The 19,318-nt window shown below is 63.3% G+C and carries 18 protein-coding genes; 8 read left to right on the top strand and 10 right to left on the bottom strand.

Going from position 1 to position 19,318, the window contains the following annotated elements; genetic code table 11:
* Positions 1-83: 83 nt before the first annotated feature.
* From purF to QM659_RS06670, 5 genes are read right to left on the bottom strand one after another with little or no spacing between them, the layout of a single operon-like run.
* Complete coding sequence (gene purF, locus QM659_RS06690) at positions 84-1,577, bottom strand: amidophosphoribosyltransferase (protein ID WP_127075901.1); 1,494 nt, start codon at positions 1,575-1,577, stop codon at positions 84-86.
* A gap of 59 nt (positions 1,578-1,636) precedes the next feature.
* Positions 1,637-2,176, bottom strand: coding sequence for a CvpA family protein (locus QM659_RS06685; RefSeq protein ID WP_303486698.1), 540 nt, complete (start codon positions 2,174-2,176; stop codon positions 1,637-1,639).
* Between the two features lie 53 nt (positions 2,177-2,229).
* Positions 2,230-3,597 (bottom strand): DNA repair protein RadA, encoded by a 1,368-nt coding sequence (gene radA / locus QM659_RS06680; protein WP_415187830.1) that lies wholly within the window; start codon positions 3,595-3,597, stop codon positions 2,230-2,232.
* Positions 3,590-4,759, bottom strand: a complete 1,170-nt coding sequence (gene alr, locus QM659_RS06675; RefSeq protein ID WP_415187829.1) for an alanine racemase — start codon at positions 4,757-4,759, stop codon at positions 3,590-3,592. The genes radA and alr overlap by 8 nt, the downstream gene beginning before the upstream one ends.
* Before the next feature lie 2 nt (positions 4,760-4,761).
* Positions 4,762-6,282: a replicative DNA helicase gene (locus QM659_RS06670; protein WP_181952110.1), complete on the bottom strand. Its 1,521-nt coding sequence runs from the start codon at positions 6,280-6,282 to the stop codon at positions 4,762-4,764.
* A 265-nt stretch (positions 6,283-6,547) separates the two neighbouring features.
* Here QM659_RS06670 and QM659_RS06665 point away from each other — a divergent pair, with 265 nt between their 5' ends.
* The gene (locus QM659_RS06665) at positions 6,548-6,979 is read left to right on the top strand and encodes a DUF2147 domain-containing protein (protein ID WP_415187828.1); all 432 of its coding nucleotides are present in this window, start codon (positions 6,548-6,550) and stop codon (positions 6,977-6,979) included.
* A gap of 91 nt (positions 6,980-7,070) precedes the next feature.
* Here the strand turns inward: QM659_RS06665 and QM659_RS06660 are convergent, their stop codons facing one another.
* The 5 genes from QM659_RS06660 to rpsF all read right to left on the bottom strand — a co-directional run bounded on the left by QM659_RS06660 (position 7,071) and on the right by rpsF (position 12,306).
* Positions 7,071-8,924 (bottom strand): SLC13 family permease, encoded by a 1,854-nt coding sequence (locus QM659_RS06660; RefSeq protein WP_415187827.1) that lies wholly within the window; start codon positions 8,922-8,924, stop codon positions 7,071-7,073.
* 220 nt (positions 8,925-9,144) lie between these two features.
* Positions 9,145-10,662, bottom strand: a complete 1,518-nt coding sequence (locus QM659_RS06655; RefSeq protein WP_415187826.1) for an acetyl-CoA hydrolase/transferase family protein — start codon at positions 10,660-10,662, stop codon at positions 9,145-9,147.
* A 283-nt stretch (positions 10,663-10,945) separates the two neighbouring features.
* Entirely contained in the window at positions 10,946-11,524 is a 579-nt protein-coding gene (gene rplI, locus QM659_RS06650) for a 50S ribosomal protein L9 (RefSeq protein ID WP_415187825.1), read from the bottom strand.
* Positions 11,525-11,536: 12 nt separating this feature from the next.
* Positions 11,537-11,788 (bottom strand): 30S ribosomal protein S18, encoded by a 252-nt coding sequence (gene rpsR, locus QM659_RS06645; protein WP_127075908.1) that lies wholly within the window; start codon positions 11,786-11,788, stop codon positions 11,537-11,539.
* Positions 11,785-12,306: a 30S ribosomal protein S6 gene (rpsF, locus tag QM659_RS06640; protein WP_415187824.1), complete on the bottom strand. Its 522-nt coding sequence runs from the start codon at positions 12,304-12,306 to the stop codon at positions 11,785-11,787. The genes rpsR and rpsF overlap by 4 nt, the downstream gene beginning before the upstream one ends.
* Positions 12,307-12,738: 432 nt before the next feature.
* Here rpsF and fabD point away from each other — a divergent pair, with 432 nt between their 5' ends.
* The 7 genes from fabD (at position 12,739) to QM659_RS06605 (ending at position 19,289) form a co-directional block, all read left to right on the top strand.
* A complete protein-coding gene (gene fabD, locus QM659_RS06635; protein WP_127075910.1) occupies positions 12,739-13,695 on the top strand; it encodes an ACP S-malonyltransferase in 957 nt (318 codons plus the stop codon).
* Between the two features lie 22 nt (positions 13,696-13,717).
* Positions 13,718-14,455 carry a 3-oxoacyl-[acyl-carrier-protein] reductase gene (gene fabG, locus QM659_RS06630; RefSeq protein ID WP_127075911.1) on the top strand — a complete coding sequence of 246 codons (738 nt, stop codon included), beginning with the start codon at positions 13,718-13,720 and terminating at the stop codon, positions 14,453-14,455.
* A 229-nt stretch (positions 14,456-14,684) separates the two neighbouring features.
* Entirely contained in the window at positions 14,685-14,927 is a 243-nt protein-coding gene (locus QM659_RS06625; protein WP_013418615.1) for an acyl carrier protein, read from the top strand.
* A 120-nt stretch (positions 14,928-15,047) separates the two neighbouring features.
* On the top strand, positions 15,048-16,304 hold the full coding sequence (gene fabF, locus QM659_RS06620) for a beta-ketoacyl-ACP synthase II (RefSeq protein WP_415187823.1): 1,257 nt from the start codon (positions 15,048-15,050) through the stop codon (positions 16,302-16,304).
* A 161-nt stretch (positions 16,305-16,465) separates the two neighbouring features.
* Positions 16,466-17,713, top strand: a complete 1,248-nt coding sequence (gene mltG, locus QM659_RS06615; RefSeq protein ID WP_303486678.1) for an endolytic transglycosylase MltG — start codon at positions 16,466-16,468, stop codon at positions 17,711-17,713.
* Positions 17,714-18,054: 341 nt separating this feature from the next.
* Positions 18,055-18,711 carry a guanylate kinase gene (gmk, locus tag QM659_RS06610; protein ID WP_303486676.1) on the top strand — a complete coding sequence of 219 codons (657 nt, stop codon included), beginning with the start codon at positions 18,055-18,057 and terminating at the stop codon, positions 18,709-18,711.
* A 143-nt stretch (positions 18,712-18,854) separates the two neighbouring features.
* The gene (locus QM659_RS06605) at positions 18,855-19,289 is read left to right on the top strand and encodes a hypothetical protein (protein ID WP_127075915.1); all 435 of its coding nucleotides are present in this window, start codon (positions 18,855-18,857) and stop codon (positions 19,287-19,289) included.
* Positions 19,290-19,318: the final 29 nt, after the last annotated feature.

The following is a 19,318-nucleotide window of genomic DNA, read 5'->3' as shown; positions in this document are numbered from 1 at the left end:
TTCGGGATTGCGTACGGTTTCTGCCGGAAAGCGCGAAGAAACGATATTGGTGCGCTCCCTCATCGGAGGCGCTCGCCTTCAGATCAGACCGCCATCAGCGAAAGCCGGTGCTGCTGACCCGGTTCCGGGCCGTCCCAGTCGCGGAGCCTCGTCGGATAATCGCCCGTGAAGCAATGATCGGTGAATTGCGGCTGGTCCGGGTCGCGGCGCGGCTGTCCGAGCGCGCGATAGGTGCCGTCGACCGTGAGGAAAGCGAGACTGTCGCAGCCGAGAATGCGGCGCATGCCCTCCACATCGTGGTTTGCGGCGAGGAGCGCTCCGGTGTCCGGCGTGTCGATGCCGTAGAAGTCGGGGTATTTGATCGGCGGGCAGGCGATGCGCATGTGCACTTCGCGCGCGCCGTGTTCGCGCATCATGGTGACGATCTTGGTCGACGTCGTCCCGCGCACGATGGAATCGTCGATGAGCACGATGCGCTTGCCTTCGACGCTGATCGACGGCGTCGGGTTGTGCTTCAGCTTCACGCCGAGCTTGCGGATACGCTGCTCCGGCTCGATGAAGGTTCGTCCGACATAGTGGTTTCGGATGATGCCGAGTTCAAACGGGATACGCGCTTCATGGGCGTAGCCGATGGCGGCGGGGACACCCGAGTCCGGCACGGGCACGACGACATCGGCGTCGGCGGGGGCTTCGCGGGCGAGTTCGCGGCCGAGGCCCTTGCGCACATCATAGACGCAATGCCCGCCCATGATGGAATCGGGACGCGCGAAATAGATATATTCGAAGATACAGGGCCGCGCGGGCTGCGCCGGGAAGGCGCGGTGACTGTCGATGCCCTGATCGGAGATTTCGACAACCTCGCCGTTCTCCACCTCGCGGACGAACTGGGCACCGATGATGTCGAGCGCGCAGGTTTCGGACGAGAGGATCGTCGCGTCGCCCAGCTTGCCGATGACGAGCGGACGAATGCCGAGCGGATCGCGGATGCCGATGAGCCGCTTGCGGGTGAGTGCGGCAAGGGCATAGGCGCCCTCGATCTGGCGAAGCGCGTCGAAAAGGCGGCTCATGAAGCCGTCGCGGCGCTCGCGGCTGCGCGCGATGAGATGGACGATGACTTCGGTGTCGGAGGTGGACTGGAAGATGGAGCCGGAGGAGACGAGTTCGCGACGGAGCGTCAGCGCGTTGGTGAGATTGCCGTTATGGGCGAGGGCGCACCCGCCGATGTCGAGATCCGCGAACAGCGGCTGCACATTTCGGAGCGCGGTTTCGCCGACTGTCGCATAACGGACATGTCCGACGGCCATATTGCCGCGCAGATTGTCGATCACGCCCTTGCGGTTGAAGTGATCGCCGACGAGGCCGAGGCGGCGCTCCGCGTGAAACTGCGTGCCGTCGAAGGTGACGATGCCCGCCGCTTCCTGCCCGCGATGCTGAAGGGCGTGAAGTCCGAGCGCCGTGAGCGCTGCGGCTTCGGGATGATTGAAAACGCCGAACACGCCGCATTCTTCGTGCAACTTGTCGTCAGCCAGCCCGAAAGGCTCCGTCGGCAAAGGCGGAATGCCGGCAATCTCGTCCACTTGGCTTCGTCCTTTTAGCAGTCTCCGGCGGGGCCGGAGGGGCGCCCTTCAGAAAGGCCTCAACCCCGTTCAGCTTCGGGCGCGGGCGAAGCTGGCCGGTCACGTTTGAACAGCGACTCTGGGTTGTCGGGCAACAAGGATTTAATGGTATCGCCGGTGCTTTCAATGAGCGGGAGCGAACGCGCTTCGCGCACCCATCGCGGCAAGTTCGGGCGATCGACGATCTGGCTTACGATCAGAAAGGCGATCACGACCAAAATAAGCCCGCGCACGAGGCCGTAGACGAAGCCAAGCGTGCGGTCCACCGCTCCGACGCGGCTGTCGAGCACGCGCTCCGAAATGTTGGCGGTGAGAAGGCTGAACAGGATCAGGCTGGTGATGAAGGCGAGCGCGATCAGCGTCGCATCCGCGAGCATGGGCGTATCGATCATGCCGCGCACGTCTTCCTTGAAGTGCGAGTAGGCGAGCAGCGTCACGATGGCCGCCAGAGCCCAGGACATGATGGACAGCATTTCGCGCGTCAGGCCCCGCAGCATGGCGAGGAAGCCCGAAAAGATCATGATGGCAACGAGTATGATGTCGAGCCCCTGAATCGGCATGAGCCTTCCCTTTCATGCAGATCGCGCCAATTGCATGCACCTTCTACGGCGGTTTACGCGAAAAGAGTAGCCAAATCTTTCAATTGTGGCAGCCGGGTTAATTTGACGGCAAGACCGCTTGCGGAGATTTCTCCCGCCGATGGCAGGTAAGCCTGGCGAAAGCCGAGTTTCTGCGCCTCCTTCAATCGGACACTCATCTGCTGCACGGGACGCAGCGCCCCGGACAGTCCGACTTCGCCGAAATACACCGCGTCGCGGGGCAAGGCAATGCCGGTAAATGCCGACAAAAGCGCGGCGGCAACGGCCATATCGGCGGCGGGTTCGGTGATGCGGAGGCCGCCGGCGACGTTCAGGTAAACGTCCTGAGGGCCGATCTTGACGCCGCAGCGCGCTTCAAGCACGGCGAGAATCATCGCGAGGCGGTTCGTGTCCCAGCCGACGACGGCACGGCGCGGCGCGGCATAGGGCGAGGGCGCGAGCAATGCCTGCACCTCGACGAGGATCGGACGGGTGCCCTCGATCCCGGCGAAGATTGCGCTTCCCGCAGCGTCGCAGTGATCGAGGCTCAGGAACAGCTCGGATGGGTTCGACACCTCGCGAAGGCCGTCGCCATGCATGTCGAAGACGCCGATCTCGTTCGAGGCGCCGAATCGGTTCTTGGTCGCGCGAAGAAGGCGGAGATTGTGCGCACCCTCGCCCTCGAAGGTGAGAACGGTGTCGACCATGTGCTCGATCACCTTGGGCCCGGCGATCTGGCCGTCCTTCGTGACGTGGCCGACGACGACGATCACGGGTCCTTTCGTCTTCGCCAGCGCGATCAGCGCCTGCATGCTCGCGCGCACCTGGCTGACGGTGCCGGGCGCGGATTCGATGCTCTCGGTCCAGAGCGTCTGGATCGAGTCGATCACCACGAAATCCGGGGGCGCGCCCTGCTCGATGGTGGCGAGGATGCGTTCGACGCAGGTTTCCGCCACGAGGCCGAGCGGCGCTTTCGCGAGCCCCAGGCGGTGGGCGCGCAGGCGAATCTGGTCGGTCGCCTCTTCGCCGGAAAAGTAGAGCGAGCCGTGACCCTGTTCGGCGATGGCAGCGGCGGCCTGCAACAGGAGTGTGGATTTGCCGATGCCCGGCTCGCCCGAAAGAAGCACCGCCGATCCCTGCGCGAAGCCGTCGCCGACCGCGCGGTCAAGTTCGCCGATGCCCGACGAGATGCGGCGTACGTCGCGGCCTTCCGCGTCGAGGCTTTCGACGGCACATGCTTTCGCGCGCCGCTTCGCCTTCAGCCCGACGCCGCCGGGCGCGGACACGGCTGCGGCTTCCTGCACGAGCGTGTTCCAGTCGCCGCAGGCGGGGCATTTGCCCTGCCACTTCGGCGACACCGCTCCGCAGGACTGGCAGACGTAATCCGCCGCGCCCTTACTCATCGACATAAACGCGGTGATAGCGCCGCCCGAGCGAGGTCAGCACTTCGTAGCCGATGGTGCCCGTGATCCGCGCGAGGTCGTCCACCGTGGTCTTTTCGCCAAGCAATTCGACGAAGCCGCCGCGATTCAAGAGCGCCTGCGGCACATCCGTCGCGTCGAAGGTCGTGAGGTCCATGGATACGCGGCCGAGAAGCGGAAGCGCGTGTTCGCCGATATGGCCAACAGCGCCCGGCTTCTCGTCGGACGAGGAAAGCGCGCGGAAATAGCCGTCCGCATAACCGACGCCGACGGTGGCGATACGGCTGTCGCGCTTCAGCGTCTCTGTCGCGCCATAGCCGACGGTGAACCCCTTTTCACCATGCCGCACCTGCACGACGCGCCCGAACAGCCAGACGACCGGCTCGAACTGCGACGGCTCCACCTTCTGCGGATTGCCGCCATAGATCGCGATGCCGGGCCTGGCGAGGTCGAGATGATATTTGCGGCGGAGCAGGCAGCCCGCCGAATTGACGAGGCTCTTCGCGATGCCGGGAAAAAGCGACGTCACCGCCTCGAAGCGCTTGAATTGAACCTCATTGAACGGGTGCATCGGTTCGTCCGCGTGCACAAGATGGCTCATGAGCACGGCGGGGCGGAACGGCTGCAACAGCTCCGGCCTGGCGGCCAGCGCATCGGCGGCCTCCGGTTCGAGGCCGACACGGCACATGCCCGTGTCGAACTGGATCGCGGCGGGAAGCCGCGTATCGTGCTCCCGACAGTAGGCGGACCATTCCTCGACCTCGGCGAGGCTGTTCAGCACCGGGCGAAGCCTGGCTTCGCGGTAGACAGCGGACGTGCCCGGCAGGAGCCCGTTCAGGGTGTAGATCGTGGCGTCGTTCGCGAGGGCGCGCAGAGCGAGCGCCTCGTCGAGTGTCGCGACGAAGAAAGTTCGGGCCGTTTCCTTCTGCAGCGCCGACAGAACAGGCTGAATGCCAAGGCCATAAGCGTCGGCCTTCACCACGGCCGCCGTCTCGGCCTTGAGCGAGGCCTCGGCCGCGCGGCGATAGTTTCGCCGAAGCGCCGGAAGCCTGATGATCAGTACACCGTTGGCGGAAGCCGGGGCCTCGGCGAGCGCCCGCTCGACCGCCTCTGAAAATGCCGTGTCCATGCCCGTCGCAACCATGGCTATTCGTACCGCTCGGGCACGCGGCGGTCGTCGGCGAGATCGCCGAAGCGCGTGATGTCGGACTGGAATTGCAGCCGCACCGTGCCCGTGGGACCGTGACGCTGCTTGCCGATGATCACCTCGGCGAGGCCCTGCACCTGATCCATCTCATCCTGCCATTTCTGGTGCTCTTCCACCTTCGTCAGCGAAGGCTCCTTCCGCGAAACATAATACTCTTCGCGGAAGACGAACATCACGACGTCGGCATCCTGTTCGATCGAGCCCGATTCGCGCAGGTCTGACAGTTGCGGGCGCTTGTCGTCACGGTTTTCCACCTGACGCGAGAGCTGGGACAGCGCGATGATCGGCACCGCGAGTTCCTTCGCCAGCGCCTTCAGGCCGACCGTGATTTCCGAAACTTCCTGCACGCGGCCTTCCTGCGAGCGCTTCGCGGAGCCCGTCAGAAGCTGGAGGTAGTCGACGATGATGAGGCCGAGGCCCTTCTGGCGCTTCAGACGGCGGGCGCGCGCCGCAAGCTGCGCGATTGAAATGCCGCCCGTGTGGTCGATGAACAGCGGCAGCGTCTGAAGTTCCATCGCGGCCTGCTGGAGGCGCTGGAACTCGACGTCGGAGATGTTGCCGCGCCGGATCTTCTCGGACGGGATCTGCGCCTGCTCGGCGAGAATACGCGTCGCGAGCTGTTCGGACGACATTTCGAGTGAGAAGAAGCCGACGACCGCGCCATCGACGGCCTCGGTGGTGCCGTCATCCTTCTGGCGCGTGCGATAGGCCTTCGCCACGTTGAAGGCGATGTTGGTGGCGAGAGCCGTCTTACCCATCGACGGGCGCCCCGCGAGCACGAGCAGGTCGGAATTTTGCAGGCCGCCCATCATCTTGTCGAGGTCGGTCAGACCGGATGAGAGGCCCGACAGGCCACCATCGCGCTCATAGGCGCGCGCCGCCATCTCGACCGCTTCGATGGTGGCATCGCCGAAGGACATGAAGCCGGAGCCGTACTTGCCCTTGTCGGCGAGATCGTAGAGCCGCTGCTCGGCCTCCTCGATCTGGCGCTCCGGCGGCTGCTCGATGGGCGAATCGTAAGCGACATTCACCATGTCCTCGCCGATGAGGATGAGTTCGCGGCGCACGGCGAGATCGTAGATCGTGCGGCCATAGGCCTGCGCGTTGATGATGGTGGTGGCGGCGGCGGCGAGGCGGCCGAGATATTGCGCGACCGTGATTTCGCCGATCGGCGGCTCGTTGTCGAAAAAGGTCTTCAGCGTGATCGGCGAGGCGTGCTTGCCCGCCTGAATGAGCTTGCCCATGACCTCGAACAGGCGGCCATGGAGCGGCTCGAAGAAATGATTCGGCTCAAGAAAGCCGGATACGCGGTCGAACGATTCGTTGTTGATCAGCACCGCGCCGAGCAGCGCCTGCTCGGCCTCGATGTTATGCGGGGCCTGCCGGAACGGCAGGGACTCTATGCTTTCCGCCAGGGCGGACCTGGCAGGAACGGCGGAAAGGGCGGGGGAGCGTCTCATGGGCGCGATAAAACCAGATTCGCGATCCGCCCCGAAAGGCGCCCCGCCTTCGATTCGCCATGCGTGCACAGCGGAATGATTCCGCTGGAAGAGTCCTTAACGTTTCGAACCGTGCCTTGACAGTGTAGGCGCCGCAACCCGACTCGGCGCGTGCGGGAGAACGCCCCTCAACTGAAGTTTGACTTGAGGAATTTTCCGCCGGTGATAGCGTGAGCCTCACACTGACATTTTTGTCAGAATAAGACGCAAAAAATAGGGGATGGAGATGATCAAGGGACAGCGCATTCGCGCCATAGCGGGCGCTTGCGTGCTTGCCGTCGCATTGCCGCTTTCGGCCCATGCCGCCGCTGAAGACGCCATCGGCACATGGCGCGATGCGGATTCAGGCGGCATCGTTTCGGTATATTCCTGTGGCGGCGGCATCTGCGTGAAGGTCGTCAAGCCGGGCAAGGGCCGTGAGAAGGACGACGCAAACCCCAATCCGCAGCTCAAGGGACGCTCCATGGCGGGCGTCGTGCTCATGAACGGCGCGACGAAGTCGGGCTCGGACAAGTGGAAGGGCAAGCTCTACAACAGCGAGGACGGCGAGACCTACACCGGATATGTGACATCCGTGAGCAAGGATGAAGTGAAGCTTGAAGGCTGCGTCGCGGGCGGCCTGATCTGTAAGTCGCGGACCTGGAAACGCGTGCAGTAACCCTGTTGGGGGGACGAGTTGCTTCGGGGTGACACGGGGCAGTTCGACCGGGACGGCGCGGGGAAACCCGCGCCGCCTTGCCTTGGGGCTTTTATTGCGCCGCCACCAGCGCCTCGGCCTGAAACGGAAACACGAGCGGCACGAGGATCACCACCATCACCATGACGGCGAGGGTAAAGGGCACGCCCACCCGCACGAAATCGAGGAAGGTGTAGTTGCCGGGACCGACCACCAGAGTGTTCACCGGCGACGACACGGGCGTCATGAACGCCGCCGATGCGGCAAGCGCCACGGTCATCACGAAGGGATAGGGCGACGCGCCAAGCTGCGCCGCAACGGACAATGCGACAGGCGCCATCAGCACCGCCGTCGCGGTGTTCGATATGAAGAGCCCGAGCGCGGCGGTCGCGGCGAAAAGGGCCGCCAGCATCACATGCGGTTGGGCGTTGCCGAGCGCGTCGATCAGCAAGCCGGAAGCGAGGTCGATTCCGCCGGTCTTCTGAAGCGCAAGCGAGAAGGGCAGCATCCCGACGATGACGACAAGGGTCTGCCAGTGGATCGAACGATAGGCGGCGTTCATGTCCACGCAGCGAAACAGTCCGAGAAGAAGGCAGCCCATCAGCGCCGCCTGCACGTTCGGCACGATCCCCGTCATCATCGCGGCCACGACGAGGGCGAGAACCCCGAGGGAGAAGGGCGCGCGCATCGCGGCCGGCACCTGCTCGTCGATTTCGGCGGCCACCTTCAGAATAACGAGATCGTCAGCCGGTGACCGGAGAAGCTCGATCGCGTGCCATGGTCCGGCCACGAGCAGCGTGTCCCCGAGTTTCAGAGGCTCGTCGCGAAGATTGCCGGCAAATGCCTTCTTGCCTCGCTTGAGCCCGACCACAGACAGGCCGTAATGCGTGCGGATCGCCGCCTGGACGATGGTCTTGCCGATGAGTTTCGATGTGGCCGGGACGATAAGCTCGGCCATGCCCACCGCGTGCGACCGGTCGGCGAAGTCGCGGCCTTCGATCGGCAGGATCGTCAGCGCATTTTCATGGGCGAACGCCGCGATGTCGGAGGCGGGGGCGGTCGCGACGAAAAGGATGTCGCCCGATTCGAGCTGCACGTCCGCGGAGGGCTTCAAGGTCTGCCGGTTGAAATACTTGCGCCTTTCGATGGCAATGATGTCGACGCCCGCGGTCGCGCGCAGGCGAAGCTCGTCGATGCGCTTGCCCGCGAGGGGCGAGCCTTCCATGATCGCGAGCCGGTGCCCGCGTCCGGCAAGGCTGTATTCGCTTACCCAGGTCGCGAAGCGGGGAAGCATCGTCGCCTTTAGGTTCGCGTCCATGCGGGAGACGAGCCAGCGCCGCGCGAAGACCATGTAGCCCACGGCCAGAATGAGGATAGGCAGGCCGAAGGGCGTGAAGGCGAAGAAACCGAAGCCCTCATGTCCGTGCCGCGCGAGTTCGCTGTTGACGACGAGGTTCGGCGCGGTCGCCACGAGTGTCATCATGCCGCTGATGAGCGCGGCCATGCTGAGGGGCATCAGCAGGCGCCCCGGCGCCACGCCCGAATTCTGCGCGATGCGCAGGACGACGGGAATGAAGATCGCGACGACGCCGGTCGAACTCATGAAAGCGCCGATGCCCGCCACGATGACCATCAGGAGAGCGATCATGCGTGTCTCGTTCCGCCCCGCGCTTTTCGCGAGCGAATCGCCGAGACGCTGGGCGACGCCCGTGCGCACGAGCCCTTCGCCGATCACGAAAAGCGCCGCGATGAGGATGACGTTAGGGTCGCTGAATCCGGCCAGCGCCTCGTTCATCGTTATGACGCCCGTCAGCGGCAGGGCCGTCATCATGATAAGCGCTACGGCGTCCATTCTGGGACGATTGAGGCTGAACATCGCCACGGTGATGGCGAGTAACGCCAACACAGCGGCCAGATCGGCGGTCATGCGTTGAAAAACTCCGGTTCTCGATTTGCGCGGACGAGGTCGTCCCCCGCGAAGCGCCTGTCGGCACTCTCGATTGCGCTGCGATGGTGACCGCTACGGTCAAGAAAAATGGCCCGAAAGCCGCAAAGCGATTTTCGAGCCATTGAAATCAGCCGATATTTTGTCGCCGGCAAGGCGATACCGGGACCACATACGCCCCGGCCTTGAAGTCGCCAAGCCGTCAGGCCGGGACTTTCGTCGCGGCGAGACCGGAGTGGATCGCTTTCTCCACCTCCATCGCAGCCTTCTCCGCTTTCCAGCTTTGAATGAACGAAAAAGCTTCGTTCAGCATGTGCGGCGTATGGCGGCCCGGAGATTCGCGCAGCGCGCGATCGTAATAGGCTTGCAGCGCCGGGCGATAGCTCGGGTGCGAACAGTTTTCGATGATGAGCTTGGCCCGCTGTTTCGGCGTGAGACCGCGCAGATCGGCAAGCCCCTGCTCGGTCACGATCACCTGCACGTCGTGCTCAGTGTGATCGACGTGGCTGACCATCGGCACGATGCAGGAAAGCTGGCCGTTCTTCGCGGTCGACGGCGTCATGAAGAACGACAGGTAGGCATTGCGCGCGAAGTCGCCCGAGCCGCCGATGCCGTTCATGATCGACGAGCCGCGAATGTGCGTGGAGTTCACGTTGCCGTAGATGTCGGCCTCGATCATGCCGTTCATCGCGATGACGCCGAGGCGGCGGATCACTTCCGGATGATTCGAAATTTCCTGCGGACGCAGCAGAACGCGTTCACGGTAGAAATCGACGTCGCGGTTGAAGTCTTCCACGGCTTCGGGGCTCAGCGAAAACGCCGTCGCGGAAGCGAAGTTCATCTTGCCGCTCTTGAGAAGGTGCAGCATGCCGTCCTGAAGCACCTCGGTATACGCAGTGAGGTTATCGAACTGGCCCTGCTCAAGCCCCGCCATGACCGCATTCGCGGTATTGCCGACGCCCGATTGCAGCGGCAGCAGGTTCTCGGGCATGCGCCCTTTTTTGACCTCGTGCGCGAGGAAGTCCAGGATGTGGCCGGCGATGAGGCGCGATGTTTCGTCGGGCGGCGTGAAAGCCGAGTTGCGATCGAAGGCGTGGGTTTCGACGATGCCGATGATTTTCGAGGGATCGCAGCGGAAATATGGCTCGCCGATGCGGTCGGCCGGCGTCACAAGCGGGATGGGCTTCCGGTGCGGCGGTAGCGCCGTGCCGTAATAGATGTCGTGCATCCCCTCCATGGCGGGGTTGATGCGGTTATTGACTTCAAGGATGATCTTGTCGGCCTGATCGAGCCACGTCTTGTTGTTGCCGATCGATGTGGCCGGAATGAGCCGACCGTCTTCGAGGACACCCGCGACCTCCACGACGGCGACGTCGAGCTTGCCGTAGAAGCCGAACCACACGAATTGCGCGACATGCGACAGGTGGATGTCGATGTAATCCATCTGCCCCGCGTTGATGCGGGCGCGACAGGCCGGGTCGGACTGATAGGGAAGGCGCATCTCGATGCCGTCGACGGCAGCGAGAGCGCCGTCGAGTTCAGGGGCGGTCGAGGCGCCGGTCCATACGCCGATCTTGTAATCGAAGCCATCCGCATGGAGCGCGTTGATGCGTTCGGCGAGGGCCTGTGGCACTGCTTTCGGGTAGCCGGAGCCGGTAAACCCGCTCATGCCTACGTTCGATCCTGCCGGAATAAGAGCCGCGGCTTCGGTCGCAGACATAATCTTGCTCCGAAGCGCACGGTTGAGCACGCGCGATCCTGTCACGGCCACACCTTCTTTTGCTGTTCTTTCGCGATTTTATAGGCCGGGCGTCGAATGGCGCGGGGCCAGCGCCGAAACGCTAGGCTTAGCCAAAAGTCGGATCAACTATACTTCTGGAGAATTCGCGTTTTTGGGATGCAGCCATGCAGAAATGCGCTGAGCAATATAAGGCGTGCGACACGAAAAAGGGCGCAAGATAAAATCTTGCGCCCTAAGGATAAGTCGACGTTTATTGCGTAAGTTACTGTTCGATGGCTTCTTCGCCGTCGAACAGGGTCTCCGCCGCGATGGCTGCCTGCTCGGCAGCGTAGTCTGCGGCATATTCGTCGCGCTCGTGCAGCACGTCTTCGCCCTTGGCCTGACGGAGGGCTTCTTCTTCCGTGCGCGCCACGTTGACGGAGACCTTCACCGACACTTCCGGGTGGAGGCTTACGCGCACTTCATGGATGCCGAGCGTCTTGATCGGGTGATCGAGAAGCACCTGACCACGATCGACGGTGAAGCCGGCGGCCGTCACGGCGTCGGAGATATCGCGCGTCGACACCGAACCGTAAAGCTGGCCTGAATCGCCCGCCTGCCGGATCACGATGACGCGCTGACCGTCGAGCTTCTTTGCGACCGCTTCGGCTTCCTGCTTGCGTTCGAGGTTGTGAGCCTCAAGCTGCGCACGCTCTTTTTCGAAGCGAACGAGGTTTTCTTTGGTGGCGCGGAGCGCCTTGCCCTGCGGAAGCAGGTAGTTGCGCGCGAAACCCGGGCGCACCTTCACGACGTCGCCCATCTGACCCAGGCGGCCGATGCGCTGAAGAAGAACAACTTGCATATCGCCTCGCTCCTATTTCAGCACGTAGGGCAGAAGGCCGAGGAAGCGCGCGCGCTTGATGGCCTTGGCCAGTTCGCGCTGCTTCTTCGCGGACACCGCCGTGATGCGGCTCGGCACGATCTTCCCACGCTCCGAAACGAAGCGCTGAAGAAGACGCACGTCCTTGTAATCGATGACCGGCGCGTTCTCGCCCGAGAAGGGGCAGGTCTTGCGACGGCGGTAGAACGGGCGGCGAGCGCCGCCGCTGGTGCCTTGCATGCTCATTCTTCACCTCCCGCCGCAGCGGTTTCAGACCGAGGAGGACGGGCGCCGAAGCGCTGGCCGCCGCCTTCGCCATCGCGCGAGAAGCCGCCACGATCGCCGCCCTCACGGAACCCGCCGCCGCCGAAGTCGCGACGCGGGCCGCGCGGGCCACGATCGCCGCCACGGTCGCGGTCGCCGCGTTCACGGTCGCGCTCGTCCTGCTTGCGCATCTGGATGGACGGCTTTTCGTCGAGTTCCTCGACCCGCACCGTCAGGAAGCGGAGAATGTCGGTGGAGATGCCCATCTGGCGTTCCATTTCGAGCACCGCCTGATGGGGCGCGTCGATATTGAAGAACGCATAATGCGCGCGACGATTCTTCTTGATCTTGTAGGCGGTCGATTTCAGACCCCAATATTCGGTCTTCGACACCTTGCCGCCGTTCTCTTCGATAACGGCCTTGTAGGTGTTGATAAGACCTGTCACTTGCTGCGCCGTGACATCCTGACGCGCAAGAAAGGTATGCTCGTAAAGTGGCATAACGGCCTTTCCCTGTTGAACGTAAAGTCCGGCGCAGAGCCCCCGTCAAGCCTTGAAAGGCCAGAAGGATCTTAAGCAGAGCAGAGACACGGGAACCACGGCAGCGAAGCCGCCTCGAAAGACGATCCGGTCGAAACGGACATAAGCTTGCGTTTCTTCAGGGAATAGCCTCCCGGTTCCGTTCAGCCTCAAACCGGACGGTGCGCGCACTATAAGAGAAAGCGCGCGCTGTGCAACACCTTTGCTTGTCGGGCGTTGTCTTCGACATTTCGCACTCTGGGTTGCCTGCTGCGGGCGCGAAAATGGCGCGGCGGCGGTTGATCGTGCGCCCTTGACAGCCTGCTTGGAAACGTGTCTCTGGCGCCACGAGCCGTGAACGACTTAACCGCGATCACGCAAAATTTTGTCCGCGATTGACGACGCGAAAACCGCATGACCTTCGCTTTTACATTTCCAGGCCAGGGCAGTCAGACTGTCGGCATGGGCCAGAATCTGGCGCAGAACTTCGCTGTGGCTCGCGCCGTCTTCGATGAGGTCGACGAGGCGCTCGGAGAAAAGCTGTCCGCTCTCATGTGGGAAGGCCCCGAGGCGACGCTGACGCTCACCTTCAACGCGCAACCCGCGCTGATGGCGGTTTCGCTCGCCGCGTTCGCCGTTCTGAAGGATGAGTACGGCTGGGAGGCGATCAAGCCCGTCTACGTCGCCGGGCATTCGCTCGGCGAATATTCCGCGCTTGCGGCCGCCGGCGTGTTTTCCGTCGCTGAAGCCGCGCGGCTTCTCAGATTGCGCGGCACAGCGATGCAGGAAGCCGTGCCGCAAGGGCAGGGTGCGATGCTGGCGCTTCTGGGCGCCGAGATCGAACCCGCGAAGAAGCTCGCGGCCGCCGCTGCCGATGGCGAGGTTTCGCAGGTTGCGAACGACAACGCGCCCGGCCAGATCGTTATTTCAGGCACGAAGGCCGCGATGGATCGCGCCGCGAAGCTTGCGCCCGAATACGGCATTCGCCGCGCCGTTCCGCTGCCCGTCAGCGCGCCTTTCCATTGTGCGCTGATGAGCCCCGCGGCCGACCGGATGGCGACCGCGCTTGCGGCACTCGACCTGAAGGTTCCCGAAGTGCCGGTCGTGACGAACGTTACGGCGGCTCCCGTTTCCGATCCATCTCTGATAAGATCGCTTCTGGTCGAACAGGTCACAGGCGTTGTACGCTGGCGCGAATCGGTGGCGTACATGGTCGACCACGGTGTCGCCACGCTGTTCGAAATCGGCGCGGGCAAGGTTCTGACGGGGCTTGCGAAGCGTATCCGCAGCGAAGCGGATGCGCGCGCGGTGGGCACGGCGGACGACATCAAGTCCTTCGGCGACTGGTTGAAGGCGCGCGGCGAAGGCTGACGGCAAAGCGGGAATGGCCTCTATGTTCGATTTGACTGGGAAATTCGCGCTCGTCACCGGCGCATCTGGCGGCATCGGCGAAGCTGTGGCTGTCGCGCTGCATGCGCAAGGCGCCACGGTGGCGCTGTCGGGCACGCGTCGCGAGAAGCTCGACGAAGTTGCGGGCCGGATCGGCAGCCGCGTGCATGTGCTCCCGTGTGACCTCAAGGACCGCGCGCAGGTCGCCGCGCTTGTCGGCCAGGCGGAAGCCGCCATGGGTCAGCTCGACATTCTGGTGAACAACGCGGGCATCACCAAGGACAACCTGTTCATGCGCATGAAGGACGAGGAGTGGGACGACGTCATCGCCGTCAACCTCACGTCGTCCTTCATTCTCTGCCGCGCGGCGCTCCGTAACATGATGAAGAAGCGTTACGGCCGAATCGTCAACATCGCGTCCATCTCCGGCGTGATCGGCAATCCGGGGCAGGGGAATTATGCAGCGTCCAAGGCGGGGCTCGTCGGTATGACGAAGTCGCTCGCGCGCGAGGTCGCCTCGCGCAACATCACCGCCAACTGCATCGCTCCGGGCTTCATCGAGACGCCGATGACACACGCGCTGAATGAAAAACAGACGGAGGCGATTGCCGCCACGATCCCGGCCGGCGTGTTTGGCAAGCCGGAGGACATCGCCGCCGCTGTGGTGTTTCTGGCAAGCGGGGAAGCCCGCTATATTACCGGAGAAACGCTCCACATAAACGGTGGTATGGTCATGGTCTGAGACCGTGCCAATCACCCGGACAGAAAACTTCTAGGCGCGCAAGTTAAAGATAAGGTGGAAAGTGGGTGGCGATGCCCCAAAAAAGGGCTTCCCCCTCCAAAGCTTCAATGCTACCAGCCACCTCGCGCCCGGGTGCAGTCGAAGTCCGATGTGTTGCGGAATAGAAAGCTACTGTGCTTAATCGAAGTAAAGTTAGGCGCTTGATCACTTGGGGAACCGTGAGGAAAAAATGAGCGATATCTCGGACCGCGTTAAAAAAATCGTCATCGAACATCTTGGCGTCGAAGCCGACAAGGTCACTGAAAATGCCAGCTTCATCGACGATCTCGGCGCGGACAGCCTGGACACGGTCGAACTCGTGATGGCGTTCGAGGAAGAATTCGGTGTGGAAATCCCGGACGATGCCGCTGAGACGATCCAGACCGTCGGCGATGCCATCCGCTTCCTGGAAAGCCATTCCACGAAGGCCTAAGCGGCTCGCAAGAGCGGCGCATGGCGTCCACCGTCGCGGCGGAGGTTTCTGCCTCCAGCCGTTTGACGGTGAAGACGTAGTTTTGCGCGACAGCCTTGATCAGTAAATTCGGAGGGCAAGATGCGGCGGGTCGTTATCACTGGCATCGGGCTGGTTACGCCTGTGGGCACCGGGACGGATCACGCCTGGTCGAATATCCTCGCTGGCAAGAGCGGAGCGCGCCGGGTCACCGACTTCGAGGTTTCGGACCTCGCGTGCCAGATTGGCTGTTTCATTCCGCGCGGCACCGGCGCCGGGGAGTTCAACCCCGATGACTGGATGGAGCCGAAAGAACAGCGGAAGGTCGACGATTTCATCGTCTTCGCTATCTCGGCGGCCGATCAGGCGCTCGCCGACGCAGGCTGGGCGCCCAAGACCGAAGAAGAACAAACCAGCACTGGCGTCCTTATCGGTTCCGGCATCGGCGGCCTCCAGGGCATCGAAGTCGCGTCGAACGTCATTCGCGACAAGGGTCCGCGGCGCATCAGCCCGTTCTTCATTCCGGGCCGTCTCATCAATCTGGCGTCCGGCTACGTTTCCATCAAACATGGTCTCAAGGGACCGAACCACGCCGTGGTTACGGCCTGTTCGACCGGCGCGCACGCCATCGGCGATGCTTCGCGCCTTATCGCGCTCGGCGATGCCGACGTCATGGTCGCTGGCGGGACCGAGAGCCCGCTCTGCCGTCTGGCGCTCGCGGGCTTCGCGGCCTGCAAGGCGCTCGCCACCGATTTCAACAACGATCCCGAACGCGCTTCGCGCCCCTACGACAGGGACCGCGACGGCTTCGTGATGGGCGAGGGCGCCGGCGTCGTCGTCCTTGAAGAATATGAGCACGCCAAGGCGCGCGGGGCGAAGATCTACGCCGAAATCATCGGCTACGGCCTGTCTGGCGACGCGTACCATATCACCGCCCCTTCGGAAGACGGCGATGGCGCCTATCGCTGCATGGCCGCCGCCCTCAAGCGCGCAGGGATCGGTGCGTCGGATATCGACTATATCAACGCTCACGGCACGTCCACGATGGCGGACGGGATCGAACTCGGCGCTGTCGAGCGCCTGCTCGGCAACCATGCTGCAAACGCCGCGATGTCGTCGACAAAGTCGATGACGGGGCACCTGCTCGGCGCGGCCGGAGCGGTGGAAGCGATCTTCTCGGCGCTGGCGATTCGCGATCAGGTTTGCCCGCCGACGATCAACCTCGACAATCCGTCCGTCGAGACCGCCATAGACCTCGTGCCGCACAAGGCGAAGGAAAAGCGTATCGATACGGTGTTATCGAATTCCTTCGGATTTGGGGGCACCAACGCCAGCCTCATTCTGCGCCGCGTCGCCTGACGCGGCTGCGGCCGGGGGCGCGCCCCGCGCCTCGCCCGCTCGTCCGCGCATGCTTGTGGTCTTTCATGTCATCCCGCCTGTGTCGTTGAGGAACGCTCTACACTCTTTTGCCATAATACATTGCTGAATGAACCGTTGGGGTCACTGAGTAGTCGGATCACATGCCGAGCGACTTTTACAACGCGAATGGAAACAACCGCTACTCGAAGCAGAATGCCGCCTATCGCGGCCAGCGGGATTACTCCGTCCTGCCGCGAAGCCCGTCGGAAGCGCTCGAACCCGAGCGCGCACCCGAGCCCCCCGAGGGCAGCCGGGGACGCCGCCAAAACCCTATCGTCGTCTTTCTGAATCGTCTTCTGACGCTCGTCCTCGTCCTTCTGATCGCCGTTGGCACGGTGTCCTACGTCGTGCGTCTGCAGTTCGACAAGCCCGGTCCGCTCGCCTATCCGACCGTATTCGTCGTGCCGCGGGGAGAGGGCGTCAGCGCGATCGCCCGCCGCCTCGAACAGGACGGCATCATCAACGACCGATGGACGTTCTTCATCGCCTCGCGCTATTTCAAGGTTCACGACAAGATCAAGGCAGGCGAATACAACATCAAGGCAGAGGCGAGTCTGCGTGACGTGCTCGACACGCTCGTCGAGGGAAAATCGATTCTCTATAGCGTTTCGATACCGGAAGGGCTGACGAGCTTTCAGGTTGTCGAACGGCTGAAATCGAACCCGGATCTCGTTGGCGATATCCTTGAGATTCCCCCGGAAGGGAGCCTGCTTCCCGACACATACCGGTTTGCGCGCGGCACGTCGCGCGACGAACTCATCCGGCGCATGCAGGGCGAGCAAAAGAAGTTCATCGAAGGGCTTTGGCCGACCCGCTCGCGCGAGCTGGCATTGACCACGCCCGAACAGGTCATCAACCTCGCGGCCATCGTGGAGAAGGAGGCGAGCAGGGCCGACGAGCGTCCACGGGTGGCGGCCGTCTACCTGAACCGCCTGAAGAAGCGCATGCGTCTGGAGGCCGACCCGACCATCATCTACGGCGCCAGCGGCGGCAAGGGCACGCTCGGACGCCCGATCCTTAGAAGCGAGCTGGACGACGAGACGAACCCCTACAACACTTATCGCAACGCCGGGCTCCCGCCGACGCCGATCGCAAATCCGGGCCGCGCCGCCATCGAGGCCGTCCTGAAGCCTGCGAAGAGCGCGGATCTTTTCTTCGTCGCCGACGGCACGGGCGCGCATGTCTTCGCGGAGAATTACGGCGACCATCAAAAGAATGTCGCCCGCTGGCGCGTCATAGAGCGAAACCAGCGCGAGGAGAGGACGGCCGACACGGCCGCCGATGCGGTGGCGCTCGACAAGCTTCAGGGCGTCGACATCCCTCTGCCGCAGCGCAATCCGAATCGCTGATCGCACCCGCGTCTCGCCAACGGGACGCAGCGTCTTTATCGCCCGTTTGATCCGGCTCGCGGACTGCCTTGCGCCCGAAACCCCGTGCAAGCGCAAGGCATGCTCGCCCCGCTTCGGGCCGCAGCGGGGCCACGCGGCGGGGCTTCGAGCATCCGGGCAAGGCGTTGCGGCGGGAAAAGCGGCGTATCGAGAGGCCGGACGATCTTGCGAGCTGGCGAGACGTCCAGCGCTCGGCAGACGCGGGCGCAGCCACCGTCTTTCTCCCGAAAGTCAAAACGTTCCGCTTTCAAAAACGCCGAAGGCGCTCTAAATCGGTCTTGTGTTTCTTTGGAAAGTTCAACGTGAACAGCGATCCTACTGCGACGCCTGACCGGCGCGGCCTTTGCCTCATCCTCTCTTCGCCGTCCGGCGCGGGAAAGACCACGCTCGCGCGGCTTCTTCTCGCCGCCGATGGGGCGCTCGGGCATTCGGTGTCCGTCACCACGCGCCCGCCGCGGCCGCAGGAGGCGGACGGGGTGGACTATTATTTCGTCACGCGCGACCGTTTCGACGGCATGCGCGATGCGGGCGAGCTTCTCGAATGGGCCGAGGTCTTCGGCAATTTTTACGGAACGCCCGCAGAGCCGGTGAAGGCGGCGCTCGCGGAAGGGCGGGACATGCTTTTCGACGTCGATTGGCAGGGCGCGGCCTCCATCGCGGCGCTTCTGCCCGAAGATGCGGTTCGTGTGTTCATCCTGCCGCCGTCCGGCGAGGAACTTTCCCGGCGCATCCATTCGCGCGGGACGGATGCGCAGCATGTCATCGAGGCTCGTCTGGAAGGCGCGGAAGCCGAAATCTCGCATTGGGGCGATTACGACTATGTGCTGGTGAACCGCGACGTGGATGAGAGCCTTGCCGTCCTCAAGGGCATCGTCACCGCCGAGCGGCACCGGCGGCATCGGCAGATCGGCGTCAAGAAGCTGATCGCGCAACTCGCTCCGCCGTCACGCACGCGCTGAGCCTGGAAATTCCGCGCCGGAGTTCACGGCGATGGGCGTTTCCATCCAGAAATCTGTGCGGCGGCGCGGCAAACCCCGCAGGGGCCTAAGTTTCGCCACGAACGGGCCCAATGGCACAGGGGATCTCTTGTCAGGGGGCTTGTTTGTGGCTTCGCATTACGCTTCTCATTGCTTTGGCTTTCATCCCTCAGGGTTGCGCGCGGAAGGATCCCGCCGTTGACAGCCTGATCGGATCGGAGCCGCAGCGGCTTTCCTTCGGCCCGCCTCCGCAGGTGCTGCAAACTTTCATCGAGAAGATGAAGCTGTGCTGGTTTGGCGCGGGCGAGACGCTTGCCGGCTATCGTTACGAGGCCGGCGAGCGTTACCCCGGCGAAGACGCGCAAAGCCCGGAAGGCTATCCGAACGTCAAGCTTTTCGAGCCGGGCGATGGCCCGCCGCTCTTCGAGATCCAGTTCCACAAATACAACGACAACACGCTGATCGTGACGCGCAACTATGCGATGTCGACCGAACTCAGCACGAAGGTGAAGCGCGACATCCAGCTCTGGGCGCTTCAAGGGCGCGATTGCACAAGCTGAGGCGCGTCCTGTTTTGCCGCTCGTGCCAC

This window comes from Rhodomicrobium sp., assembly GCF_047605405.1.
Taxonomy (GTDB): domain Bacteria; phylum Pseudomonadota; class Alphaproteobacteria; order Rhizobiales; family Rhodomicrobiaceae; genus Rhodomicrobium; species Rhodomicrobium lacus.
Note: the sequence above shows the minus strand (reverse complement) of the source record. Positions and strands in the feature narration are given on the sequence as shown.